Source organism: Tianweitania populi, from assembly GCF_014652875.1.
GTDB classification, from domain to species: domain Bacteria; phylum Pseudomonadota; class Alphaproteobacteria; order Rhizobiales; family Rhizobiaceae; genus Tianweitania; species Tianweitania populi.
The window spans coordinates 841,288-858,566 of sequence record NZ_BMZQ01000001.1 but is presented as its reverse complement, the minus strand read 5'-3'; the positions used below and the strand labels follow the sequence as shown (position 1 = coordinate 858,566).

Sequence of the window (17,279 nt, the reverse complement as noted above, 5' to 3'; positions counted from 1 at the left end):
CGTTAAAGCGGGTTGGCCTGGAGGAAATCCAGAACCCGGGCCTTGAAGGTGCGGTCGCCCACCGAAAGCATGTGGTCGCGGCCCTCGATCGCAAAGGCTTCGCCATGCGGCAGCATGGCTGCCAGTCGCTCGGGTGACCCGCCGATGTCGTCCTTGGTGCCGACGGCAACCAGCGTCGGCTGCTCGATCCGCGCCATGTCGGCCTGGCTGAGTTCGGCGCGGGACTGCGCGATGCAAACGGCGAGCGCCTTGCGGTCGCTGCGGGTTTGATCGGCAAAAGCGCGGAACATCTTGCCGCGCGGATGGGTGATGGTGGCCGGATCATCCGCTGCCAACGCTTCGGCGATCGGGTCCCAATCGCCCACGCCGTCCACCATGCCAGCGCCGAGGCCGCCAAACACGAGCGTCGCGACCCTGTCCGGCGCTTGCAGCGCCATGAAGGCCGACACGCGGGCGCCCATTGAGTAGCCCATCACATGCGCGCGCTCGAGACCGAAGTGATCCAACAGCGCCACGGCATCCGACGCCATCCCATTCGGATGGTAGGCATCGACGTCGTAGCTCTTGGTGGACGCGCCGTGACCGCGATGATCGAAGGCCAGCACGCGATAACCTGCACTGCTCAGCGTCTTCACCCAACCCGTATTGATCCAATTCAAGGCCATGCTCGATGCGAAGCCATGCAGCAGCAAAACGGGTTCGCCTTCGCCCTCGTCGATGAAGGATAGATCGAAGCCGTCGTGAAAGAAGGTCTGGGTCATGTCAGATGTAAGCTCAGTTTTAGCGCGAAACCGCATCGATCACCGGATGGCTCAAGCGGTCGCCTTCCTTCAGCCCGCGCCTTGCCGCTGTGCCAGCTTTCAGCTCAAGCACGAAGCGGATGGGCGCCGGCGTAGAGACCACTGCTTCAGAGAATGGCTCTGCCTGCTGGATCGACGCGATCGTGCCATCGGCTCGGATGAACACCATGTCGAGCGGCATCGGCGTGTTCTTCATCCAGAAGCCGACGGGTCGGCTGGCCTCGAACACGAACAGCATGCCGCGATCATCCGGCATGTCCTTTCGGAACATCAAGCCACGCTCGCGCTCCGTGCCATCATCGGCAACTTCGATCGAGAACACCTGCTTGCCGGAAGCGGTATTCGCCACCAAAGGCGTACCGTCGACCGGCAGCATCATCGCTTTGGAGTCGCGCGCCAATGCAACATTGGTGAAGGCTGCACTTGCGCCGGTCAGGGCAAGCGCCAGACCGATGGCGCGGAAAGTGGATGTCGGAAAGCTCACGCAAGACCTCGCTGGGTTCGTCCGGCGATTATCTAGTGCGCGACCGGCAAAGTTCCCACATCCGGATGAATTTCGGCGGCCATAAGGCCCTTGCCGCTGCGGCCGAAGCGCACCAGCACCACCTGCCCTGGGCGAAGCTCGGTCAGCCCGTAGCGCCGCAGGGTTTCCATGTGGACGAATATGTCTTCCGTGCCCTCACCGCGGGTCAGGAATCCGAAGCCCTTGGTGCGGTTGAACCACTTGACCAGCGCGCGCTCGATCCCGCTTTCGGCGGCAACCACGTTGTGGGTGCGCTGCGCCGGCTGCTCGGACGGATGGACGGCGGTTGAAAGGTCGATGGAAAGAACCTTGAAGGCCTGCAGCCCGCGCTCGCCCTGCTTGACGAGGCAAACAACGCGTGCGCCTTCAAGCGCGGTCTGAAAACCGTCGCGCCGCAGACAGGTCACATGCAGCAGGATATCGCCCAAACCGGGAACATCCGGCAGAATGAAGCCGAAGCCCTTCGCGACGTCGAACCACTTGATCGAACCAGCGACTTCAAGCACGTCCGTGCTTTCGATGGTGTCGATCGGTGCCCCGCTGTCGGCGTCAGCCATGCCGGCTTCATGCCGGTCGGATATGGCCTTTTGCCCCATTATTCGCGAGCCCCTTCGCAACACCAAATCACTGATTCCGAGGGCAAGATAGCATCGGTGACTCCTGCTTGCGCAAGACCCGCACACGACTTTTTAACACTTGCTTACAAGCTGCAATGAGCAGCTGTGTACTATGAACAACACTTGGATTCACAAGCCCGCCTTGCATGGCGGGAGGGACGCGCCATATCACCCTCTCCTCCAAACAACCGGGATGATTCCATGCGTTACCTCCACACCATGATCCGCATCCGCGACATCGACGCGTCGCTCGATTTCTTCGTGAAGAAGTTCGGGCTGGTGGAAGTCCGACGCATGGAGAACCAGCAGGGTCGCTTCACGTTGATCTTTCTCGCAGCACCCGAAGACGAGCACCGCGGCATCACGGAAAAGGCGCCGCTGCTGGAACTCACCTATAACTGGGATGCCGAAGATTATGCCGGCGGCCGCAACTTCGGTCACCTCGCTTATGAAGTCGACGACATCTACGCGACCTGTCAGCGCCTGATGGATAGCGGTATCACCATCAACCGCCCGCCCCGCGACGGCAACATGGCCTTTATCAAGTCGCCGGATGGGATTTCTATCGAGCTTCTGCAGAAGGGCCCAGCGCTCGAGAAAGCAGAGCCTTGGGCATCCATGGAAAACACCGGCACCTGGTAGGCCGATCACCGCTTTTCTTCCGGTTGATCTCGCCATTGGACATGGCTAACTGTCAGCCGAACAAATGTTTGGCTGACAGTTAGGGAGAGAGCCGGAATGAAGGACGTGCTGGTCGAACTGGAACGCCGCCGCGAAGTTGCCCGTGCAGGCGGCGGCGCCGATCGCATCGCAGCCCAGCACAAGCGCGGTAAGCTGACCGCGCGCGAACGGATCGAAATTTTCCTCGACGAAGGCTCGTTCGAAGAATTCGACATGTTCGTGGAGCATCGGTCCACCGACTTTGGCATGGAAAAGACTAAATATGCCGGTGATGGCGTCGTCACGGGTTGGGGCACGGTCAACGGCCGCACCGTCTTCCTGTTCGCCAAGGACTTCACAGTGTTCGGCGGGTCGCTGTCGGAAGCGCATGCCGAAAAGGTCATCAAGGTCCAGGAGATGGCGCTGCGCAACCGCGCGCCGATCATCGGAATCTATGATGCCGGCGGCGCGCGTATCCAGGAAGGCGTTGCGGCCCTCGGCGGTTATGCCGAGATCTTCCAGCGCAACGTGCTGGCATCCGGCGTCATCCCGCAGATCTCGGTTATCATGGGTCCATGCGCCGGTGGCGACGTGTATTCCCCGGCCATGACCGACTTCATCTTCATGGTGCGCGACACGTCCTATATGTTCGTGACCGGGCCGGATGTGGTGAAGACGGTGACCAACGAGACGGTCACGGCCGAGCAGCTCGGCGGGGCATCTGTCCACACCACCAAGTCGTCGATTGCCGACGGCGCTTACGACAACGATGTCGAAGCGCTGCTGCAAATGCGCCGCCTGATCGATCTTCTGCCGCAGTCGAATACCGGTCCGGTGCCAGAGATCGAGAACTTCCAGAGCGTCGACGATGTCGACCTCTCGCTCGATCGGCTGATCCCCGACAATGCGAACAAGCCCTATGACATCAAGGAACTGATCCTGAAGACGGTCGACGAAGGCGACTTCTTCGAAATCCAAGAGAGCTTCGCCAAGAACATCGTTACCGGCTTTGGCCGCGTTGAAGGCCGCACCGTCGGCTTCGTTGCCAATCAGCCGATGGTGCTAGCCGGCGTGCTAGACTCCGATGCCAGCCGGAAGGCCGCGCGCTTCGTGCGCTTCTGCGACTGCTTCAACATCCCGCTCGTGACCTTCGTTGATGTGCCGGGGTTCCTGCCGGGTACTGCGCAGGAATATGGCGGCCTCATCAAGCACGGTGCCAAGCTGCTCTTCGCCTATGCCGAAGCCACCGTGCCGAAAATCACCGTCATCACACGCAAAGCCTATGGCGGCGCCTATGACGTGATGGCGTCCAAGCATCTCCGCGGCGACATGAATTATGCTTGGCCAAGCGCACAGATCGCGGTGATGGGTGCCAAGGGCGCGGTGGAAATCATCTACCGCAAGGACATTGGTGACGCCGAAAAGATCGCCTCGCACACCAAGGCCTATGAAGATCGCTTTCTATCGCCCTTCGTGGCGGCCGAGCGCGGCTATATCGACGAAGTGATCATGCCGCACTCGACCCGGCGTCGGATCGCAAGGGCGCTTCGCATGCTGCGCAACAAGGATCTCAAAAATCCCTGGAAGAAACACGACAACATCCCGCTCTGACCGGAATGTTGTTGTTTGCGTATTAATTGAGCGGCCAAATCAGCATGAGCATGGGCACCGCGACCAGCACGACGATGATCGACAGCGGCAAGCCCAAGCGCGGATAATCGCTGAATCTGTAGCCGCCGGGACCCATCACCAGCGTGTTGCACTGGTGACCGATCGGCGTCAGGAAATCACAACCCGCACCGATCGCAACTGCCATCAGGAAGGCGTCAGGCTTGAAGCCGAGGCCGCTTGCATAGCTCGCGGCAATAGGCGCCATGACCAGTACCGTTGCGGCGTTGTTGAGGAAGGGCGTCACCGCCATGGCGGCAAGGATCACCAGCGCCAAGGCACCATAAGCCGGAAGCATGTGGCCAATCACAACCAAGCCGCTGGCGATCAGCTCGGTTGCGCCGGTTTCACGCAGTGACTCCGACACGGGGATCAAGGCCGCCAGCATCACGAGGATTGGACCGTCCATCGCGCCATAGACTTCGCGCGTGGGCACGACCTTGAACAACACCATGCCCACCGCCGCAGCGAAGAAGGCGACTGCAACCGGAACCGTGCCTGTCGCGGTCGCACCCATGGCCACCAGCAGGATCGCCAGCGGCACCAGCCCGCGCCGCACGCTTCCCAGCAGGATCGAGCGCTCTGCCAGAGGAAGGCAGCCGAACTCGCGCAACACGCCGGGCAACGCATCCCGTTCGCCTTGCAGCACGATAACATCGCCAATGCGGAACTTCACCTCGTTCAGCCGCTCCGTGATGCGGCTCCCCTTTCGGCTGACGGCAAGCAGATTGGTGTTGTAGCGATCAAACAGCGACAGTTGCTTGGCAGACCACCCGATCAGCGGCGAGTTTTCCCCGATCACCGCTTCGATCGCGGCAATTTCGGACGCGGGCCGTGCGCCTTTCACGTCGCGGTCGCCGGTGACCGACAGTCCCTCCTGAGCCACCAAGCGGTCGAGCGCTTCCGGATCACCCTCCAGCACAACGATATCACCATCGCGCAACACGACGTCGGGCAATGGTGTGACGCGCGTGCCCTTGGCGCGAAGCACGGAGGTAACCGTCGCTCCGCCGGCAGCAGCACTCAAGAGGTCAGCAATGGTCTTGCCGAGCAGAGCCGATCTCGCGGTAATCCGCGCTTCCGACACATAATTCTTGATGTCGATCGCTTCATCAAGCGTGGCGGTCTCACGGGTTCGCTGAGGCAGCAGACGGTAGCCAAAGGCCAGGAAGATGACCCCGACAACTGCGAGCGCGCCGCCCACCGGCGTGAAGTCGAACATCGTGAAGGCCGTACCGGTAATTTCTTCCCTCAGCCGCGACACGATGATGTTCGGCGAGGTGCCGATCTGGGTCATCAACCCGCCGAGCAAGGAACCGAAGGCCATCGGCATCAGGAACACCGATGGCGATACGTTGCTGCGCTTGGCGAACTGGAAAGCGATCGGGATCATGATCGCGAGAGCGCCGATATTCTTCACGAAGGCCGAAAGCAGCGTAACGATCACTACGAGAACAATGAGCTGAATTCGGACGCTCGTGACCTTCGGAAAATAGCGCTGGATCAGGAGCTCCATGATGCCGGATCGAGCGACGCCGGCACTCACTAAAAGTGCGCTACCTACGATGATGACGATATCGTCGCTGAAACCGCTGAAGGCTTTGTCTGGCGCCACGATGCCGAGGGCAATGGAAGCAAGAAGGGCAATGGCTGCAATGAGATCATAGCGGAAGCGACCCCAGATGAAGGCGACCATCATCAAAGCGATGACGGCAAAGGAACAGATTTGCGGAAATGTCATGAAGGTAAGCAATCCTCTGGCTCGCCAGAACGTGCTTAGGAGAAAAACGTTTCGCTCGCCTGATGAAAGTTCTCGATCAGGCGGATCCGGTGCTTTGGCGCTATCTTCTCGATGACGGTTGCGGCAGAACTGGCTGATCATGACGCATGATTTGACCACCGCCCGCCCCGCTTCCAATCGCATCCGCGCCATCGATGTGGCGCGCGGCCTCGCGCTGGTTGCGATGGCAATCTACCATTTCACATGGGATCTGGAGTTCTTCGGCTATGTCGAGCCAGGCCTGACGGCGTTTGGCGGCTGGAAGATCTTTGCGCGCTGCATCGCGTCGAGCTTCCTGTTTCTGGTCGGGGTCAGCCTTGTGCTGGCGCATGCGCGCGGCGTGCGGTGGCGGCCGTTTCTGATCCGGCTTGCCCAAGTTGCCTTGGCAGCGGCTGCGATCTCGCTCGTGACCTGGCTGGCCGTTCCTGGCGGCTTTATCTTCTTTGGCATCCTGCATCAGATCGCGCTGGCAAGCCTGCTTGGCGTATTGCTGCTGCGCGTGCCTGCACTGGTACTTGCGGCGCTCGCAGCTTTGGTGATCGCCGCGCCGTTCTTCCTGCGCTCCGAGGTGCTCGACACACCCTGGCTATGGTGGGTTGGTTTGTCGTCGGTGAACCCGCATTCGAACGACTACGTGCCGCTGTTCCCTTGGTTCGGCGCTGTGCTGCTGGGGATGGCCGCCGCGAAACTGGCGCAACGGTTCGGCATCTTCGAGCGCATGCGCTCGTGGTCACCTCCCCGCCCGTTGCGCGTCCTGGAAGCTGGCGGACGGCACAGTCTGGCTTTCTACCTGATCCATCAGCCGGTGCTGATTTCGCTGGTCTGGATAGCGGCCCAGCTCGCTCCGCCGCCTGCTCCTGATCCGCGTGTCGGGTTCAGCAGGGCCTGTCAGGCTCAGTGCATCGAGGTGCGCGATCAGGCTTTTTGCAGCAGCTATTGCGGCTGCGTGATGGAAGGCGTGGCAGAGCTTCCGGGTGGTATTGCTGGTCTTGATCGCAATTCGGGCGACGGCAGTCAGCAGACCCGACTGCAGGAAATCGCCGCCATGTGTACCGGCGAGACCGATCTCCAGCAGTTGGACAGTCCGGACGAATAGGGTTTAATCGCCTGGATCGTTCTCGAAGGTCGCGTCATCCGTGCCGGTCGTGACACGCGGGCTGGCGCTGGTGACGCCGTTGTTTTCGCGGCCGTGTTCGGACTGCACGAACTGGCCGCGCGCGTCCTTTTCGACGGAAGAGCGATCATTGCCTTCGCCGCGCTCTGTATCGCGCGACTTCAGAGGCGATGACTGCTTGGCGTCCTGCGCATGCGACTGCAGGTTCACGCCCGCACCTTCGCTGTTGGCTTCGCTGAGGCCGTTGGGAGCGCTGCCTGGGGAGTAAGGGGTTCCAGCCATGATGTTGGTCTCCTTCCTTGTTTCGGGCACGTCGTGCCCACCCTCACAGCAACCCAGCAGGCTTTTGGTTGTTCCGCGCGTTCATGCGTTTTGCCAGATGCTGGATCGAATGATTCCAGGTCCAGTTCGCAAGGACCGTCTCGCGGGGGTTCATGGTGTTGGCCCGAGCAAGCAGCGCATCGATGCCTTCATGGAAGCGATCAGGGTCGGCTGTCATGCCGGTTTCCGGTATGATGTATTGCAAACCGCAGCGAAGGCCGGCATTGGCGAGAACGGGCAGACCGGCCAGCATGTATTCGGTGAGGATGGCGGGCGCGCCGTCATCGATGCCGCAGACCACGCCGATGCGGGCTTGGTTCATCAGGCGGTTGACCTCTTCGAAGGGAACCCCGGGAGGTCCGACGAAGGTTACGTCAAGGCCGCGCTGGGCTGCTTGATGACGGAGGTCATCGGCCATCTCGCCATAGCCGAAAACGCACAGCGCTCGCGTGCCTGGGCGCTGTTCGAGGGCGTCGAACAGGATGTCGTGGCGCTTGTAGCCCTGAGCGGCTGCGACGTAGATGACGTCGTGGGGCTTTTCCGTCGCCAGCGGACGGAAGGTTTGCGGGTCGGCAAAGTCCGGGCCGATCGGGAGGACGAGGCACTCCATGTCGGGCAAGCGCGCGCGCACTTCCTCGCTTTGCCATTCGGCGCCGGTAAGCACGAGATCGAAGTGACGGCCGACTTCATCGGGGATGCGGAAGGCGGGGGCGTCGATCGAGTTGTAGATCTTGAAGCTGTCTCGGCAGGCTTCGAGGATATGCTCGTCCACGCCGAGGCCCCACACGCAGAGGATCTTCGGCGCGCCATAGGCTGCGATGAAGCCGAGCATGTCGGTGGAGCGGAACGGCGCGTCCTCGCCGTCGAGATGGAAGGCGCGGCGGGCAAGAAGCTGGTGGTCTTCCGCATAAGGCGGCGGCGAGGATGGGCGCCAGTGGTGCCAGATCTCGACGCGTCCCGCGAGGCCGGACTTGACTGCGGCGAGAGGCAGTCGTTCGAGGTAGCCGCCGGTGACGGAGAGTGCATCGCGCTGTGATGGCGTCGCACTCTCGCCGGGCGGCGGGCCGCGCCGGCCATCCAGCCAGCGCTCCCTAGCTGGCTCTTCCGAGCCGCCGATCGGTTCGGGCGGCCAGCCATCGCGAAAATCGGAGATGACGACGATGGTGTCAGAGAGCGAAGGCGGCATGCGATGCTTTGAACTCGTTGAGCGAGTACAAGCTACAAAGCTGCCGCCGGTTCCAAGGCTCCTGCCATGGCCCGCAGGTCAGGCGGGGTTGCGCACCCAGTCGCCGTCGATGATGGGAGCGCCATGCTGGGGCGACGCCGGTTTTGCGCGATGGGTTCCGGCTCGCTCATGCAGATGCGCCTTGAGCAGCGCGACATTGCGCAGGTTGGCGCGGAAGAAGGCGTCACCCACCCAACCTGCCAGTGGCACGATGCTGATGCCGAAGTCGATTCCGAGATTGGCAAGCATCCGGCCGAGCACGCGCTTTGGCACGCCGAGGCGATGCGCTTCCCAGATGATGTAGGCGGTCAGCGACTTTGCGACGATCAGGCCGGCGCCGGGAATGAAGTTCAGCAGCGCATCGGCACCAATACGGGTGCCGATGATCGGCACGCGAAAGGCGCTGTCGAGGAAGATCGACAGACGATCGAGCCGCGCGATTGCGGCAGCGTCGCTTTCCGCGCTCGGCTCCTGCCGCGCGAAAAAGCCTTTCTGGCCAAACATCATGTCTTGAACAGTGGGCATCCCAAATCCTCTCAATGCAAACCCGCCGGATCGCCGGTTCGTTTAGTGAGAGGGTCCGACATCGCTGCGGTTTTCGCCGCAACCAGAGGGGCCCGGACCCCGACAACCAAAATATTGTGATGGTGGGGCGGGTACACAAGACCCCTCCCCACCATCTTTGAAGCCACGTGTTTTATGCGTTTCGGACTAGAGGTTGCGGCCGATCGCGCCGCCGGCCACTGCGCCGCCCACGCCGCCAATCACGGCGCCGCCGGTTCCGCCGATCGAGTTGCCGACCACCGCGCCGCCAACACCGCCCACGGCCGCGCCGCCGAGCGTCTTCTGGTTCGTGCTGCATCCGGTGCTCGCGAGTGCGGCACCGAGGATGGCAACGGCTGCAATCATTCTGGTCATTGTCTGCATCCTATTGTTGATGAAAAGCAAACACCTCGGGAGGTCTTCTGTTCCCGTTTGCCGGCGTTTGATCCTGATGCGTTATAGCCGTCGGTGCAGCTTGCCTGCATTCAAGGCACGGCTACTCGCCTTCCCGCCGTGCAAGGTTCGGGAAGCGGACGCAAGGTTCCGCGCCAATGATTAGGTTTATGTACGGCGCGGAAACACTCGCGTCCGTCGGTGCTCTTGCCGCGGCACCGGGGGGCTGATCGGATGGCTTTCCCCCTGGAAAGGTCCGAAACAGCGCTGAACCGGCTCGTGGCCCGGGCTTGAAGAGGACTGATTACCTCCAGATCGCGCTACCGCAGCGCAACCAGCCCGGACACCGCCGCCCTCCTCTGATCCCCGGTGCGCACCAGAGTTCCCAACAAGGGCGATGGGTGAAGGATAGGCGGACAGGTTGGGGGCGTGGATAAGTTTCTGATCGAAGCGCGGAGTTGAACGGACTTGGCGCCATTCCTCTCCCTCACTTCGTGGGGGAAGAGGTGGCACGGCAAAGCCGTGACGGTGAGGGGGATTAGCTCCGGGTTCGGCGAGTGCAGCGGCGGCGCCAAGGTCGCTCCCCCTCACCGACCCTGACGGGCCACCTCTCCCCCGTTCCGGGGGCGAGGAAAGGCGCCAGGTTCTGCAATGTCGCGCGTCTCTCGCCGCTTCGTCATCCTCGGGCTCGACCCGAGGATTCATGCCCGGACAAGCAAGGCAGCACGATACGCCTGACCATTACCGTTGGCCCAGCACGGCACCGTTCAGGCATGGATCCTCGGGTCTGCGCCTGCGCTTACGCTCCAGCTCCGCCCAAGGATGACGAAGAATGTGTGTGGTCGATAAAGGCGCGGCCTTCGCCCCTTGTGGGAGAAGGTGGATCGACGCGTCAGCGGCGAGACGGTTGAGGGGTGATTGCCCTGTGGGTGCCAGGCTGGAACACCCTTCATCCGACTTCGCTGCGCTCAGCCACAGCCCTGGGCGAGCCACGGGTCTCGCCCGCCCTTCAGGCCCCACAACGGGAGAAGGGAAGGCTGCACCCTCGCCGCTTCGTCATCCTCGGGCTCGACCCGAGGATCCATGCCGGAACAAGCAAGGCAGCGCGACACGCCTGACCATCGCCACCGGCGCGATACGGCACCGTTCAGGCATGCATCCTCGGGTCTGCGCCTCCGCTGACGCTCCAGCTCCGCCCAAGGATGACGAAGAGTGTGTGAGGTCGATGAAGGCGTGGCCTTCGCCCCTTGTGGGCCTGTTGCGCAAATTTGGGCTCTGACTGGCCAACGCAAGTTCGGGCGAGTTCCGGCTGCTTTTGCAGGCTTAATGGGGTTCAACCCTGAGCATTTGCGCTTGCTTGGCTGCATGCAGACGCAGCTATGGCGTAAGGGCGGCCCATTTGCGCATGTTGAAGGCGATAGCTGCGAGCAGAACCTGCGCCGTTGCCTTGGCCAGCCCGACATAGCGGATGCGCACGAGCCGCATGCGCTGCTTGAGCGTAGCGAAGGTGGTTTCGATCGTGGCGCGGCGACGCGAAACCAGAAGGTTGTAGCGCTTCAGCCTGTTAGAGAGCGCATGGTGACGATTCGGCCGGCGTGCGATACGAGGCTTTACACCGGCCGCTTTCAACGCGGCCCGGCGGGCATGGGTATCGTAGGCGGCATCGGCATAGACAATCGTTTCATCGCCGCGGATGAGCGCATCGGCGGGCACCGTGTCGTTGACGTTGGCCGGCGTGGTGATCACCGTGCGGATCAGACCCGAGCCCTCGTCGACGCCGACATGAGCCTTATAGCCGAAGGTGTGGCTGCCGCCCTTGCGCCGCACGCCGCCGAAGCTTGCATCCGGGTCTACCGAGCCCTTGCCGCCCGGTCCCGGACCGGGCTTCGACACCGCGTCGATCAGCGTAGCGTCGAGCATCGTGCCGCGCCTGACCATGACCCCTGCCTTCTCCAGCTGCCGATCGAGTTCAACAAACAGCGTGTCGAGCAGACCCTGCGCCACCAGCGCATTGCGGAAGCGGTTCAGCACTGTGTGGTCAGGCACGCTTTCCTCCAGGCCCAGCCCGACGAAGCGGCGAAACGACAGCCGGTCGCAAAGCGCTTCTTCCACTTCACGGTCCGACAGCCCGTAGAGCGACTGCACCAGAAGCGCCTTGAACAGGACCAGCGCCGGCCATCCGGGATGACCGGCCCCACCATGGTTGAAGGCGGCGAGCAACTGCTCAAAGCGATACCACTTCACCAGTCCGCCGATCCGATCCAGCGCCCCCGATGCGCCAACCGTGCCGCCGCCCAAGAGCGCTTCCGCAAGGCTCAGCTGACCCGTCTTCTTCACCGCCATCGCCGATCTCCCACTGTGCGATCAGCAGTGAATCACACGCAGGAAATTACGCAACAGTCCCCTTGTGGGAGAAGGTGGATTGACGCGTCAGCGGCGAGACGGTTGAGGGGTGCGGGCGGGTGGCGCCAAGCTGGAACACCCGTCATCCGACTTCGCTGCGCTCAGCCACCTTCTCCCACAAGGGGAGAAGGGAAGGCTTCATCGCCCGCTTCGTCATTCTCTGACTCGACCCGAGGACCAAGCCTGAACAAGCAAGGCAGCGCGACACGCCTGACCATCGCCACCGGCGCGACGCGGCACCGTTCAGGCATGGATCCTCGGGTCTGCGCCTTCGCTTACGCTCCAGCTCCGCCCAAGGATGACGACGAGTGTGCGTGGCTGATGAAGGCGTGGCCTTCGCCCCTTGTGGGAGAAGGTGGATCGACGCGTCAGCGGCGAGACGGTTGAGGGGTACGGCGCAGGCGGTGCCCAAGCTGGAATACCCCTCATCCGACTTCGCTGCGCTGCCGCTCACCCAGGAACATTACCTTGTACGCCCGTTAAGACGTGACGTTGCCTTGGTTCTGCTTTTCTAACGCACCAAGGTGATCTGGCTCAACATACTGGCCATGAACGCCGAGGAAAGAACCTTTGGGATGATACCTGCCATCTGAACCTAAGAATGATCCAGCAAGGTGGTACCGCCCGTCGGAACCTAAAAATGATCCGGCCAAGTGATAGCGACCATCTTTTCCAAGGAAAGAGCCTTTAGGATGATAACGGCCGTCGCTTCCTAGGAAAGAACCTTCGATGTGATACTTTCCGTCGCTCCCTAAGAATGATCCAGAAGGATGATAAGCCCCATCGCGTCCAACAAACTGACCGCTGGGGTGGTATTGCCCATCATGCCCCAAGAAAGAGCCTTTCCGATGGTACTTCCCATCACTTCCAAGAAAGTAGCCAGCCGGATGGTAACGCCCGTCGACACCAAGGAAAGAACCTTTCGGATGATATTTCCCGTCCACTCCCAGAAATGAGCCGGACGAATGGTAATTACCATCAACTCCTAAAAACTTTGCAGTCATCCCGGCACCACCATTGATGTTTTAGATAGGTTCTAAGAGTGGTATTGTGCACGAGGAGTTTTCCTCACATGCAATACCCGGTGATCTAGCCCTCAGCTGCAGCCGCTCGTCGATCCGCAGGTATCGCACTTCTCGCAAGTCCCATTCCGCACCATCGTGAAGTTTTGGCACTCCGAGCAGCAGTTGCCCGTATAACCCTGCATCAGGGCCTGCGAGCGGCGTTCGGCGGCGATCGCCTTTGCGTCGGCGGCGTCCTTGGCGGCGGCGTCGGTGAAGAGGGCGCCGGCGGGGGACGCGTGGCTGGCCTCAGTGATCTCGTTGGCCGATGGGCCTTCTTCGAACGTTACCTGTTCAGCCAGATCCGCCTGACGCTCTTCATACTCGCGACGGAACGCGCTTGGCTCTTCCTGGACGACCGTCTTCAGCGTCGTGACGGACGCGCTGATGGCCCGTACGTTGGAGGTGCTGACTACGGTTGGTGCCGTGCGAATGGGTGTGGTGGTCCCGGAGGGACTCGAACCCCCGACACCTGCAGCCGAACCGACTGCGCCCTGCCCGGCCGAAGCCTTGCTGCCCGTGCCCGCCGAACCCTTCGCGCTGCCCTGCTCAGTCGCGCCGCCCGACACCAGAACCGGCTTGTGGCCGCGCATCAGGCCGCGGGAATAAGGCGATGCCTTGCCCTCGTTGATGCCCTTGCCGAGCGTGGTGTTGGAGAAATCCGACACGTCGACATGCGCAAGGTCGTTGCGGCCGAGATAGGAAATCGCCAGCTCGCGGAACACGTAATCGAGGATCGAGGTCGCGTTCTTGATGGCATCGTTGCCCTGCACCATGCCGGCCGGCTCGAAGCGCGTGAAGGTGAAGGCCTCCACGAATTCTTCCAGCGGCACGCCATATTGCAGACCGATCGAAATCGCGATGGCGAAGTTGTTCATCATCGCACGGAAGGCAGCGCCCTCCTTGTGCATGTCGATGAAGATCTCGCCGAGGCGGCCATCGCCATATTCGCCGGTGTGGACATAGACCTTATGACCGCCGATGACGGCCTTCTGGGTGTAGCCCTGGCGGCGGTTCGGCATCTTTTCGCGGTCGCGCACCAGCTTCTCGACGATGCGCTCGACGATCTTTTCGGTGACCTGCGTGGCCTGAGCCGCCGCTGGCGCCTGCAGCAGTGCTTCGATCTGCTCTTCCGCCTCGTCCTCGTCATCCGAGATCAGCGATGCGTTGAGCGGCTGCGAGAGCTTGGAACCATCGCGGTAAAGCGCGTTGGCCTTGAGCGCCAGCTTCCACGACAGCATGTAGGCGCTCTTGGCGTCATCCACCGTCGCATCGTTCGGCATGTTGATCGTCTTGGAGATCGCACCCGAAATGAACGGCTGGGCAGCCGCCATCATGCGGATGTGGGATTCCACGGACAGATAACGCTTGCCGATCTTGCCGCAGGGATTGGCGCAATCGAACACAGCCAGATGCTCGTCCTTGAGGAAGGGCGCGCCTTCCAGGGTCATCGCACCGCAAACATGGACGTTGGCGGCTTCGATCTCCTTGCGCGGGAAGCCGAGGGCCGGCAGCATCTCGAACGAGAAGTCGTTGAGCTGCTCGTCGGTGAAGCCGAGCGCTTCCTTGCAGAAGTCTTCGCCGAGCGTCCACTTGTTGAATACGAACTTGATGTCGAAGGCCGACTTGAGCGCGGCGTTGACGGCAGCGATCTTCTCGTCGGTGAAGCCCTTGGCCTTGAGCGTCGATGGGTTCACACCCGGCGCCTGGTTCAGGTTGCCGTGGCCGACGGCGTAAGCCTCGATCTCGGCAATCTGGCTCTCGGAATAGCCGAGGGTGCGCAGGGCTTCCGGCACGGCGCGGTTGATGATCTTGAAGTAACCGCCGCCGGCCAGCTTCTTGAACTTCACCAGCGCGAAATCGGGCTCGATGCCGGTGGTATCGCAATCCATGACAAGGCCGATCGTGCCGGTGGGCGCGACAACCGTTGCCTGGGCGTTGCGGTAGCCGTGGAATTCACCGAGCGCGATGGCGCGGTCCCAGGCGTCGCGGGCGCGTTCGGCGAGTTCGGTCTGCTTGAGGTCGGAAGCAACCAGCGGAACCGGGTTTACCGACAGCTTCTCATAGCCGGTGGTCTCGCCGTAAGCGGCGCGGCGATGATTGCGCATGACGCGCAGCATGGCTTCGCGATTGCGGACGTAATCCGGGAACGCGCCGAGTTCGCGCGCCATCTCGGCCGAGGTCTCATAGGCAACGCCGGTCATGATCGAGGTGAGCGAGGCGCAGATTGCGCGGCCTTCCGCCGAGTCGTAGGGGATGCCGGAGGTCATCAGCAAACCGCCGATATTGGCGAAGCCGAGGCCGAGCGTGCGGTACTCGTAGGACAGCCTAGCGATTTCCTTCGAGGGGAATTGCGCCATCATAACGGAGATCTCGAGCACCATCGTCCACAGGCGAACGGTATGCTCATAGGCCTGAACCGCGATGGTGCCGTCGCTGTTGCGATAGGTCAGCAGGTTGATCGAGGCGAGATTGCAGGCGGTGTCGTCGAGGAACATGTATTCCGAGCACGGATTCGAGGCGCGGATCGGGCCCGCGGCCGGCGAGGTGTGCCAGTCGTTCATCGTCGAATTGAAGTGCAGACCCGGGTCAGCCGACGCCCAGGCGGCGTAGCCGATCTTTTCCCAGAGGTCGCGCGCCTTGAGGCTCTTGTGGACCTTGCCGTCGGTGCGGCGGATCAGGTTCCACTGGCCGTCATTTTCGACCGCGCGCAGGAAGTCGTCCTTCAGCGAAACGGAGTTGTTGGAGTTCTGGCCCGAAACGGTAAGGTAGGCTTCCGAGTCCCAGTCGGTGTCGAAGGTCTTGAAGTCGATCGCGGTCTGGCCCTGGCGCGCCATCTGGATCACGCGCTTGACGTAGTTTTCCGGCACCGCGTTCTTCTTGGCGGCCTTGATCTCGCGCTTGAGCGCGGGGTTCTTGGCGGGATCGAAGCAATCGCCTTCCGGACCTTCGCAGTTCACGCAGGCCTTCACGATGGCGTCGAGGTGACGTTTGACGATCTTGGAGCCGGTGACGAGGGCCGCGACCTTCTGCTCCTCGTTCACCTTCCAGTCGATATAGGCTTCGATATCGGGATGGTCGGCATCGACTACGACCATCTTGGCGGCGCGGCGCGTGGTGCCGCCCGACTTGATGGCGCCGGCGGCGCGATCGCCGATCTTGAGGAAGGACATCAGGCCCGACGACTTGCCACCGCCCGACAGGCGCTCGCCTTCGCCGCGCAGGTGGGAGAAGTTGGAGCCCGTGCCCGAGCCGTATTTGAACAGGCGCGCTTCACGCACCCACAGATCCATGATGCCGCCCTCGTTGACGAGGTCGTCACCCACGGACTGGATGAAGCAGGCATGTGGCTGAGGGTGTTCGTAGGAGGACTTCGACTTGGTCAGCTTACCGGTGAACGGATCCATGTAATAATGGCCTTGCCCCGGACCATCGATGCCATAGGCCCAATGCAGGCCGGTGTTGAACCACTGCGGGCTGTTGGGCGCGACGCGCTGGGTGGCGAGCATGTAAGCGAGTTCATCGCGGAAGGCCGACGCGTCTTCTTCAGACGCGAAATAGCCGCCCTTCCAGCCCCAATAGGTCCAGGTGCCGGCCAGACGGTCGAACACCTGGCGCGCATCGGTCTCGGAGCCGTAACGCTCGTCTTCCGGCAGTTCAGCAAGAGCGTCCAGATCGGCAACCGAGCGCCACAGGAAGGACGGAACGTCGTTCTCCTCGACTCGTCTCAGGCGAGCCGGAACGCCGGCTTTGCGGAAATACTTCTGTGCGAGAATATCGGCCGCGACCTGAGAGAACTGGGCGGGCACGTCGATGTCGTCCAAGCGGAACACGATCGAACCGTCGGGATTCTTGATTTCGGAAAGCGCCTTGCGGAACTCGATCTCCGCATAAGCGGACTGGCCGGGCTTGGTGAAATGCCGTGCGATGCGCATGGTTCGTCCCTTCGACGTCGTCGTCTATATCTGGGGCCTCCCGCCCGGCTCAGTGCCGCGGCGTGTGAGTCCATCCTTTGATTTCGAACCAGCATCCTGCCGGTCCATCCCACCCGACGCGGTTTTTACAGCCGCGCACACTACTGAAACTCGATCGATCGACATTGAGTCTTGCGACCTCGTCGATCCCATGGGCTGGCTTCTATCCCGCCCCTTCCGCCGCATCTAGTGCAGCA

General features: G+C 61.9%; 14 protein-coding genes. 3 read left to right on the top strand and 11 right to left on the bottom strand.

Annotation, left to right across the window (positions count from 1 at the left end):
- Positions 1 to 2: 2 nt before the first annotated feature.
- The 3 genes from IE166_RS04330 to IE166_RS04320 are packed head-to-tail and all read right to left on the bottom strand — an operon-like array spanning position 3 to position 1,880.
- Positions 3 to 761 (bottom strand): alpha/beta fold hydrolase, encoded by a 759-nt coding sequence (locus tag IE166_RS04330; protein WP_189501925.1) that lies wholly within the window; start codon positions 759 to 761, stop codon positions 3 to 5.
- A 19-nt stretch (positions 762 to 780) separates the two neighbouring features.
- Complete coding sequence (locus tag IE166_RS04325) at positions 781 to 1,284, bottom strand: DUF192 domain-containing protein (RefSeq protein ID WP_308430509.1); 504 nt, start codon at positions 1,282 to 1,284, stop codon at positions 781 to 783.
- A gap of 32 nt (positions 1,285 to 1,316) precedes the next feature.
- Positions 1,317 to 1,880, bottom strand: coding sequence for a cold-shock protein (locus tag IE166_RS04320; protein ID WP_244641320.1), 564 nt, complete (start codon positions 1,878 to 1,880; stop codon positions 1,317 to 1,319).
- A gap of 261 nt (positions 1,881 to 2,141) precedes the next feature.
- On the opposite strand from IE166_RS04320, the gene IE166_RS04315 reads away from it, so the two are divergent.
- Both IE166_RS04315 and IE166_RS04310 read left to right on the top strand, forming a co-directional pair.
- Complete coding sequence (locus IE166_RS04315; protein WP_189501921.1) at positions 2,142 to 2,582, top strand: VOC family protein; 441 nt, start codon at positions 2,142 to 2,144, stop codon at positions 2,580 to 2,582.
- 96 nt (positions 2,583 to 2,678) lie between these two features.
- Positions 2,679 to 4,211: an acyl-CoA carboxylase subunit beta gene (locus IE166_RS04310; RefSeq protein ID WP_189501919.1), complete on the top strand. Its 1,533-nt coding sequence runs from the start codon at positions 2,679 to 2,681 to the stop codon at positions 4,209 to 4,211.
- A 22-nt stretch (positions 4,212 to 4,233) separates the two neighbouring features.
- Here the strand turns inward: IE166_RS04310 and IE166_RS04305 are convergent, their stop codons facing one another.
- On the bottom strand, positions 4,234 to 6,009 hold the full coding sequence (locus IE166_RS04305) for an SLC13 family permease (RefSeq protein ID WP_189501917.1): 1,776 nt from the start codon (positions 6,007 to 6,009) through the stop codon (positions 4,234 to 4,236).
- Positions 6,010 to 6,148: 139 nt separating this feature from the next.
- Here IE166_RS04305 and IE166_RS04300 point away from each other — a divergent pair, with 139 nt between their 5' ends.
- Positions 6,149 to 7,144 (top strand): heparan-alpha-glucosaminide N-acetyltransferase, encoded by a 996-nt coding sequence (locus tag IE166_RS04300; protein WP_189501915.1) that lies wholly within the window; start codon positions 6,149 to 6,151, stop codon positions 7,142 to 7,144.
- A gap of 3 nt (positions 7,145 to 7,147) precedes the next feature.
- Here the strand turns inward: IE166_RS04300 and IE166_RS04295 are convergent, their stop codons facing one another.
- From IE166_RS04295 to IE166_RS04265, 7 genes are all read right to left on the bottom strand, one after another.
- Positions 7,148 to 7,444 carry a hypothetical protein gene (locus tag IE166_RS04295; RefSeq protein WP_189501914.1) on the bottom strand — a complete coding sequence of 99 codons (297 nt, stop codon included), beginning with the start codon at positions 7,442 to 7,444 and terminating at the stop codon, positions 7,148 to 7,150.
- 43 nt (positions 7,445 to 7,487) lie between these two features.
- Complete coding sequence (locus IE166_RS04290; RefSeq protein ID WP_189501912.1) at positions 7,488 to 8,669, bottom strand: glycosyltransferase family 4 protein; 1,182 nt, start codon at positions 8,667 to 8,669, stop codon at positions 7,488 to 7,490.
- A gap of 78 nt (positions 8,670 to 8,747) precedes the next feature.
- A complete protein-coding gene (locus tag IE166_RS04285; protein WP_210312936.1) occupies positions 8,748 to 9,233 on the bottom strand; it encodes a DUF4112 domain-containing protein in 486 nt (161 codons plus the stop codon).
- 186 nt (positions 9,234 to 9,419) lie between these two features.
- On the bottom strand, positions 9,420 to 9,626 hold the full coding sequence (locus IE166_RS04280) for a glycine zipper 2TM domain-containing protein (protein ID WP_189501910.1): 207 nt from the start codon (positions 9,624 to 9,626) through the stop codon (positions 9,420 to 9,422).
- Between the two features lie 1,395 nt (positions 9,627 to 11,021).
- Positions 11,022 to 11,987: an IS5 family transposase gene (locus IE166_RS04275; RefSeq protein ID WP_189501909.1), complete on the bottom strand. Its 966-nt coding sequence runs from the start codon at positions 11,985 to 11,987 to the stop codon at positions 11,022 to 11,024.
- 539 nt (positions 11,988 to 12,526) lie between these two features.
- Positions 12,527 to 13,051, bottom strand: a complete 525-nt coding sequence (locus IE166_RS04270; RefSeq protein WP_189501907.1) for a hypothetical protein — start codon at positions 13,049 to 13,051, stop codon at positions 12,527 to 12,529.
- A 92-nt stretch (positions 13,052 to 13,143) separates the two neighbouring features.
- Entirely contained in the window at positions 13,144 to 17,043 is a 3,900-nt protein-coding gene (locus IE166_RS04265; RefSeq protein WP_189501905.1) for a vitamin B12-dependent ribonucleotide reductase, read from the bottom strand.
- Between the last annotated feature and the right edge of the window lie 236 nt (positions 17,044 to 17,279).

Coding starts and splice junctions, on each gene's coding strand:
- IE166_RS04330 (WP_189501925.1), bottom strand. CDS start 761: ATGACCCAGACCTTCTTTCACGACGGCTTCGATCTATCCTTCATCGAC.
- IE166_RS04320 (WP_244641320.1), bottom strand. CDS start 1,880: ATGGCTGACGCCGACAGCGGGGCACCGATCGACACCATCGAAAGCACG.
- IE166_RS04315 (WP_189501921.1), top strand. CDS start 2,142: ATGCGTTACCTCCACACCATGATCCGCATCCGCGACATCGACGCGTCG.
- IE166_RS04310 (WP_189501919.1), top strand. CDS start 2,679: ATGAAGGACGTGCTGGTCGAACTGGAACGCCGCCGCGAAGTTGCCCGT.
- IE166_RS04305 (WP_189501917.1), bottom strand. CDS start 6,009: ATGACATTTCCGCAAATCTGTTCCTTTGCCGTCATCGCTTTGATGATG.
- IE166_RS04300 (WP_189501915.1), top strand. CDS start 6,149: ATGACGCATGATTTGACCACCGCCCGCCCCGCTTCCAATCGCATCCGC.
- IE166_RS04295 (WP_189501914.1), bottom strand. CDS start 7,444: ATGGCTGGAACCCCTTACTCCCCAGGCAGCGCTCCCAACGGCCTCAGC.
- IE166_RS04290 (WP_189501912.1), bottom strand. CDS start 8,669: ATGCCGCCTTCGCTCTCTGACACCATCGTCGTCATCTCCGATTTTCGC.
- IE166_RS04285 (WP_210312936.1), bottom strand. CDS start 9,233: ATGCCCACTGTTCAAGACATGATGTTTGGCCAGAAAGGCTTTTTCGCG.
- IE166_RS04280 (WP_189501910.1), bottom strand. CDS start 9,626: ATGACCAGAATGATTGCAGCCGTTGCCATCCTCGGTGCCGCACTCGCG.
- IE166_RS04275 (WP_189501909.1), bottom strand. CDS start 11,987: ATGGCGGTGAAGAAGACGGGTCAGCTGAGCCTTGCGGAAGCGCTCTTG.
- IE166_RS04270 (WP_189501907.1), bottom strand. CDS start 13,051: ATGACTGCAAAGTTTTTAGGAGTTGATGGTAATTACCATTCGTCCGGC.
- IE166_RS04265 (WP_189501905.1), bottom strand. CDS start 17,043: ATGCGCATCGCACGGCATTTCACCAAGCCCGGCCAGTCCGCTTATGCG.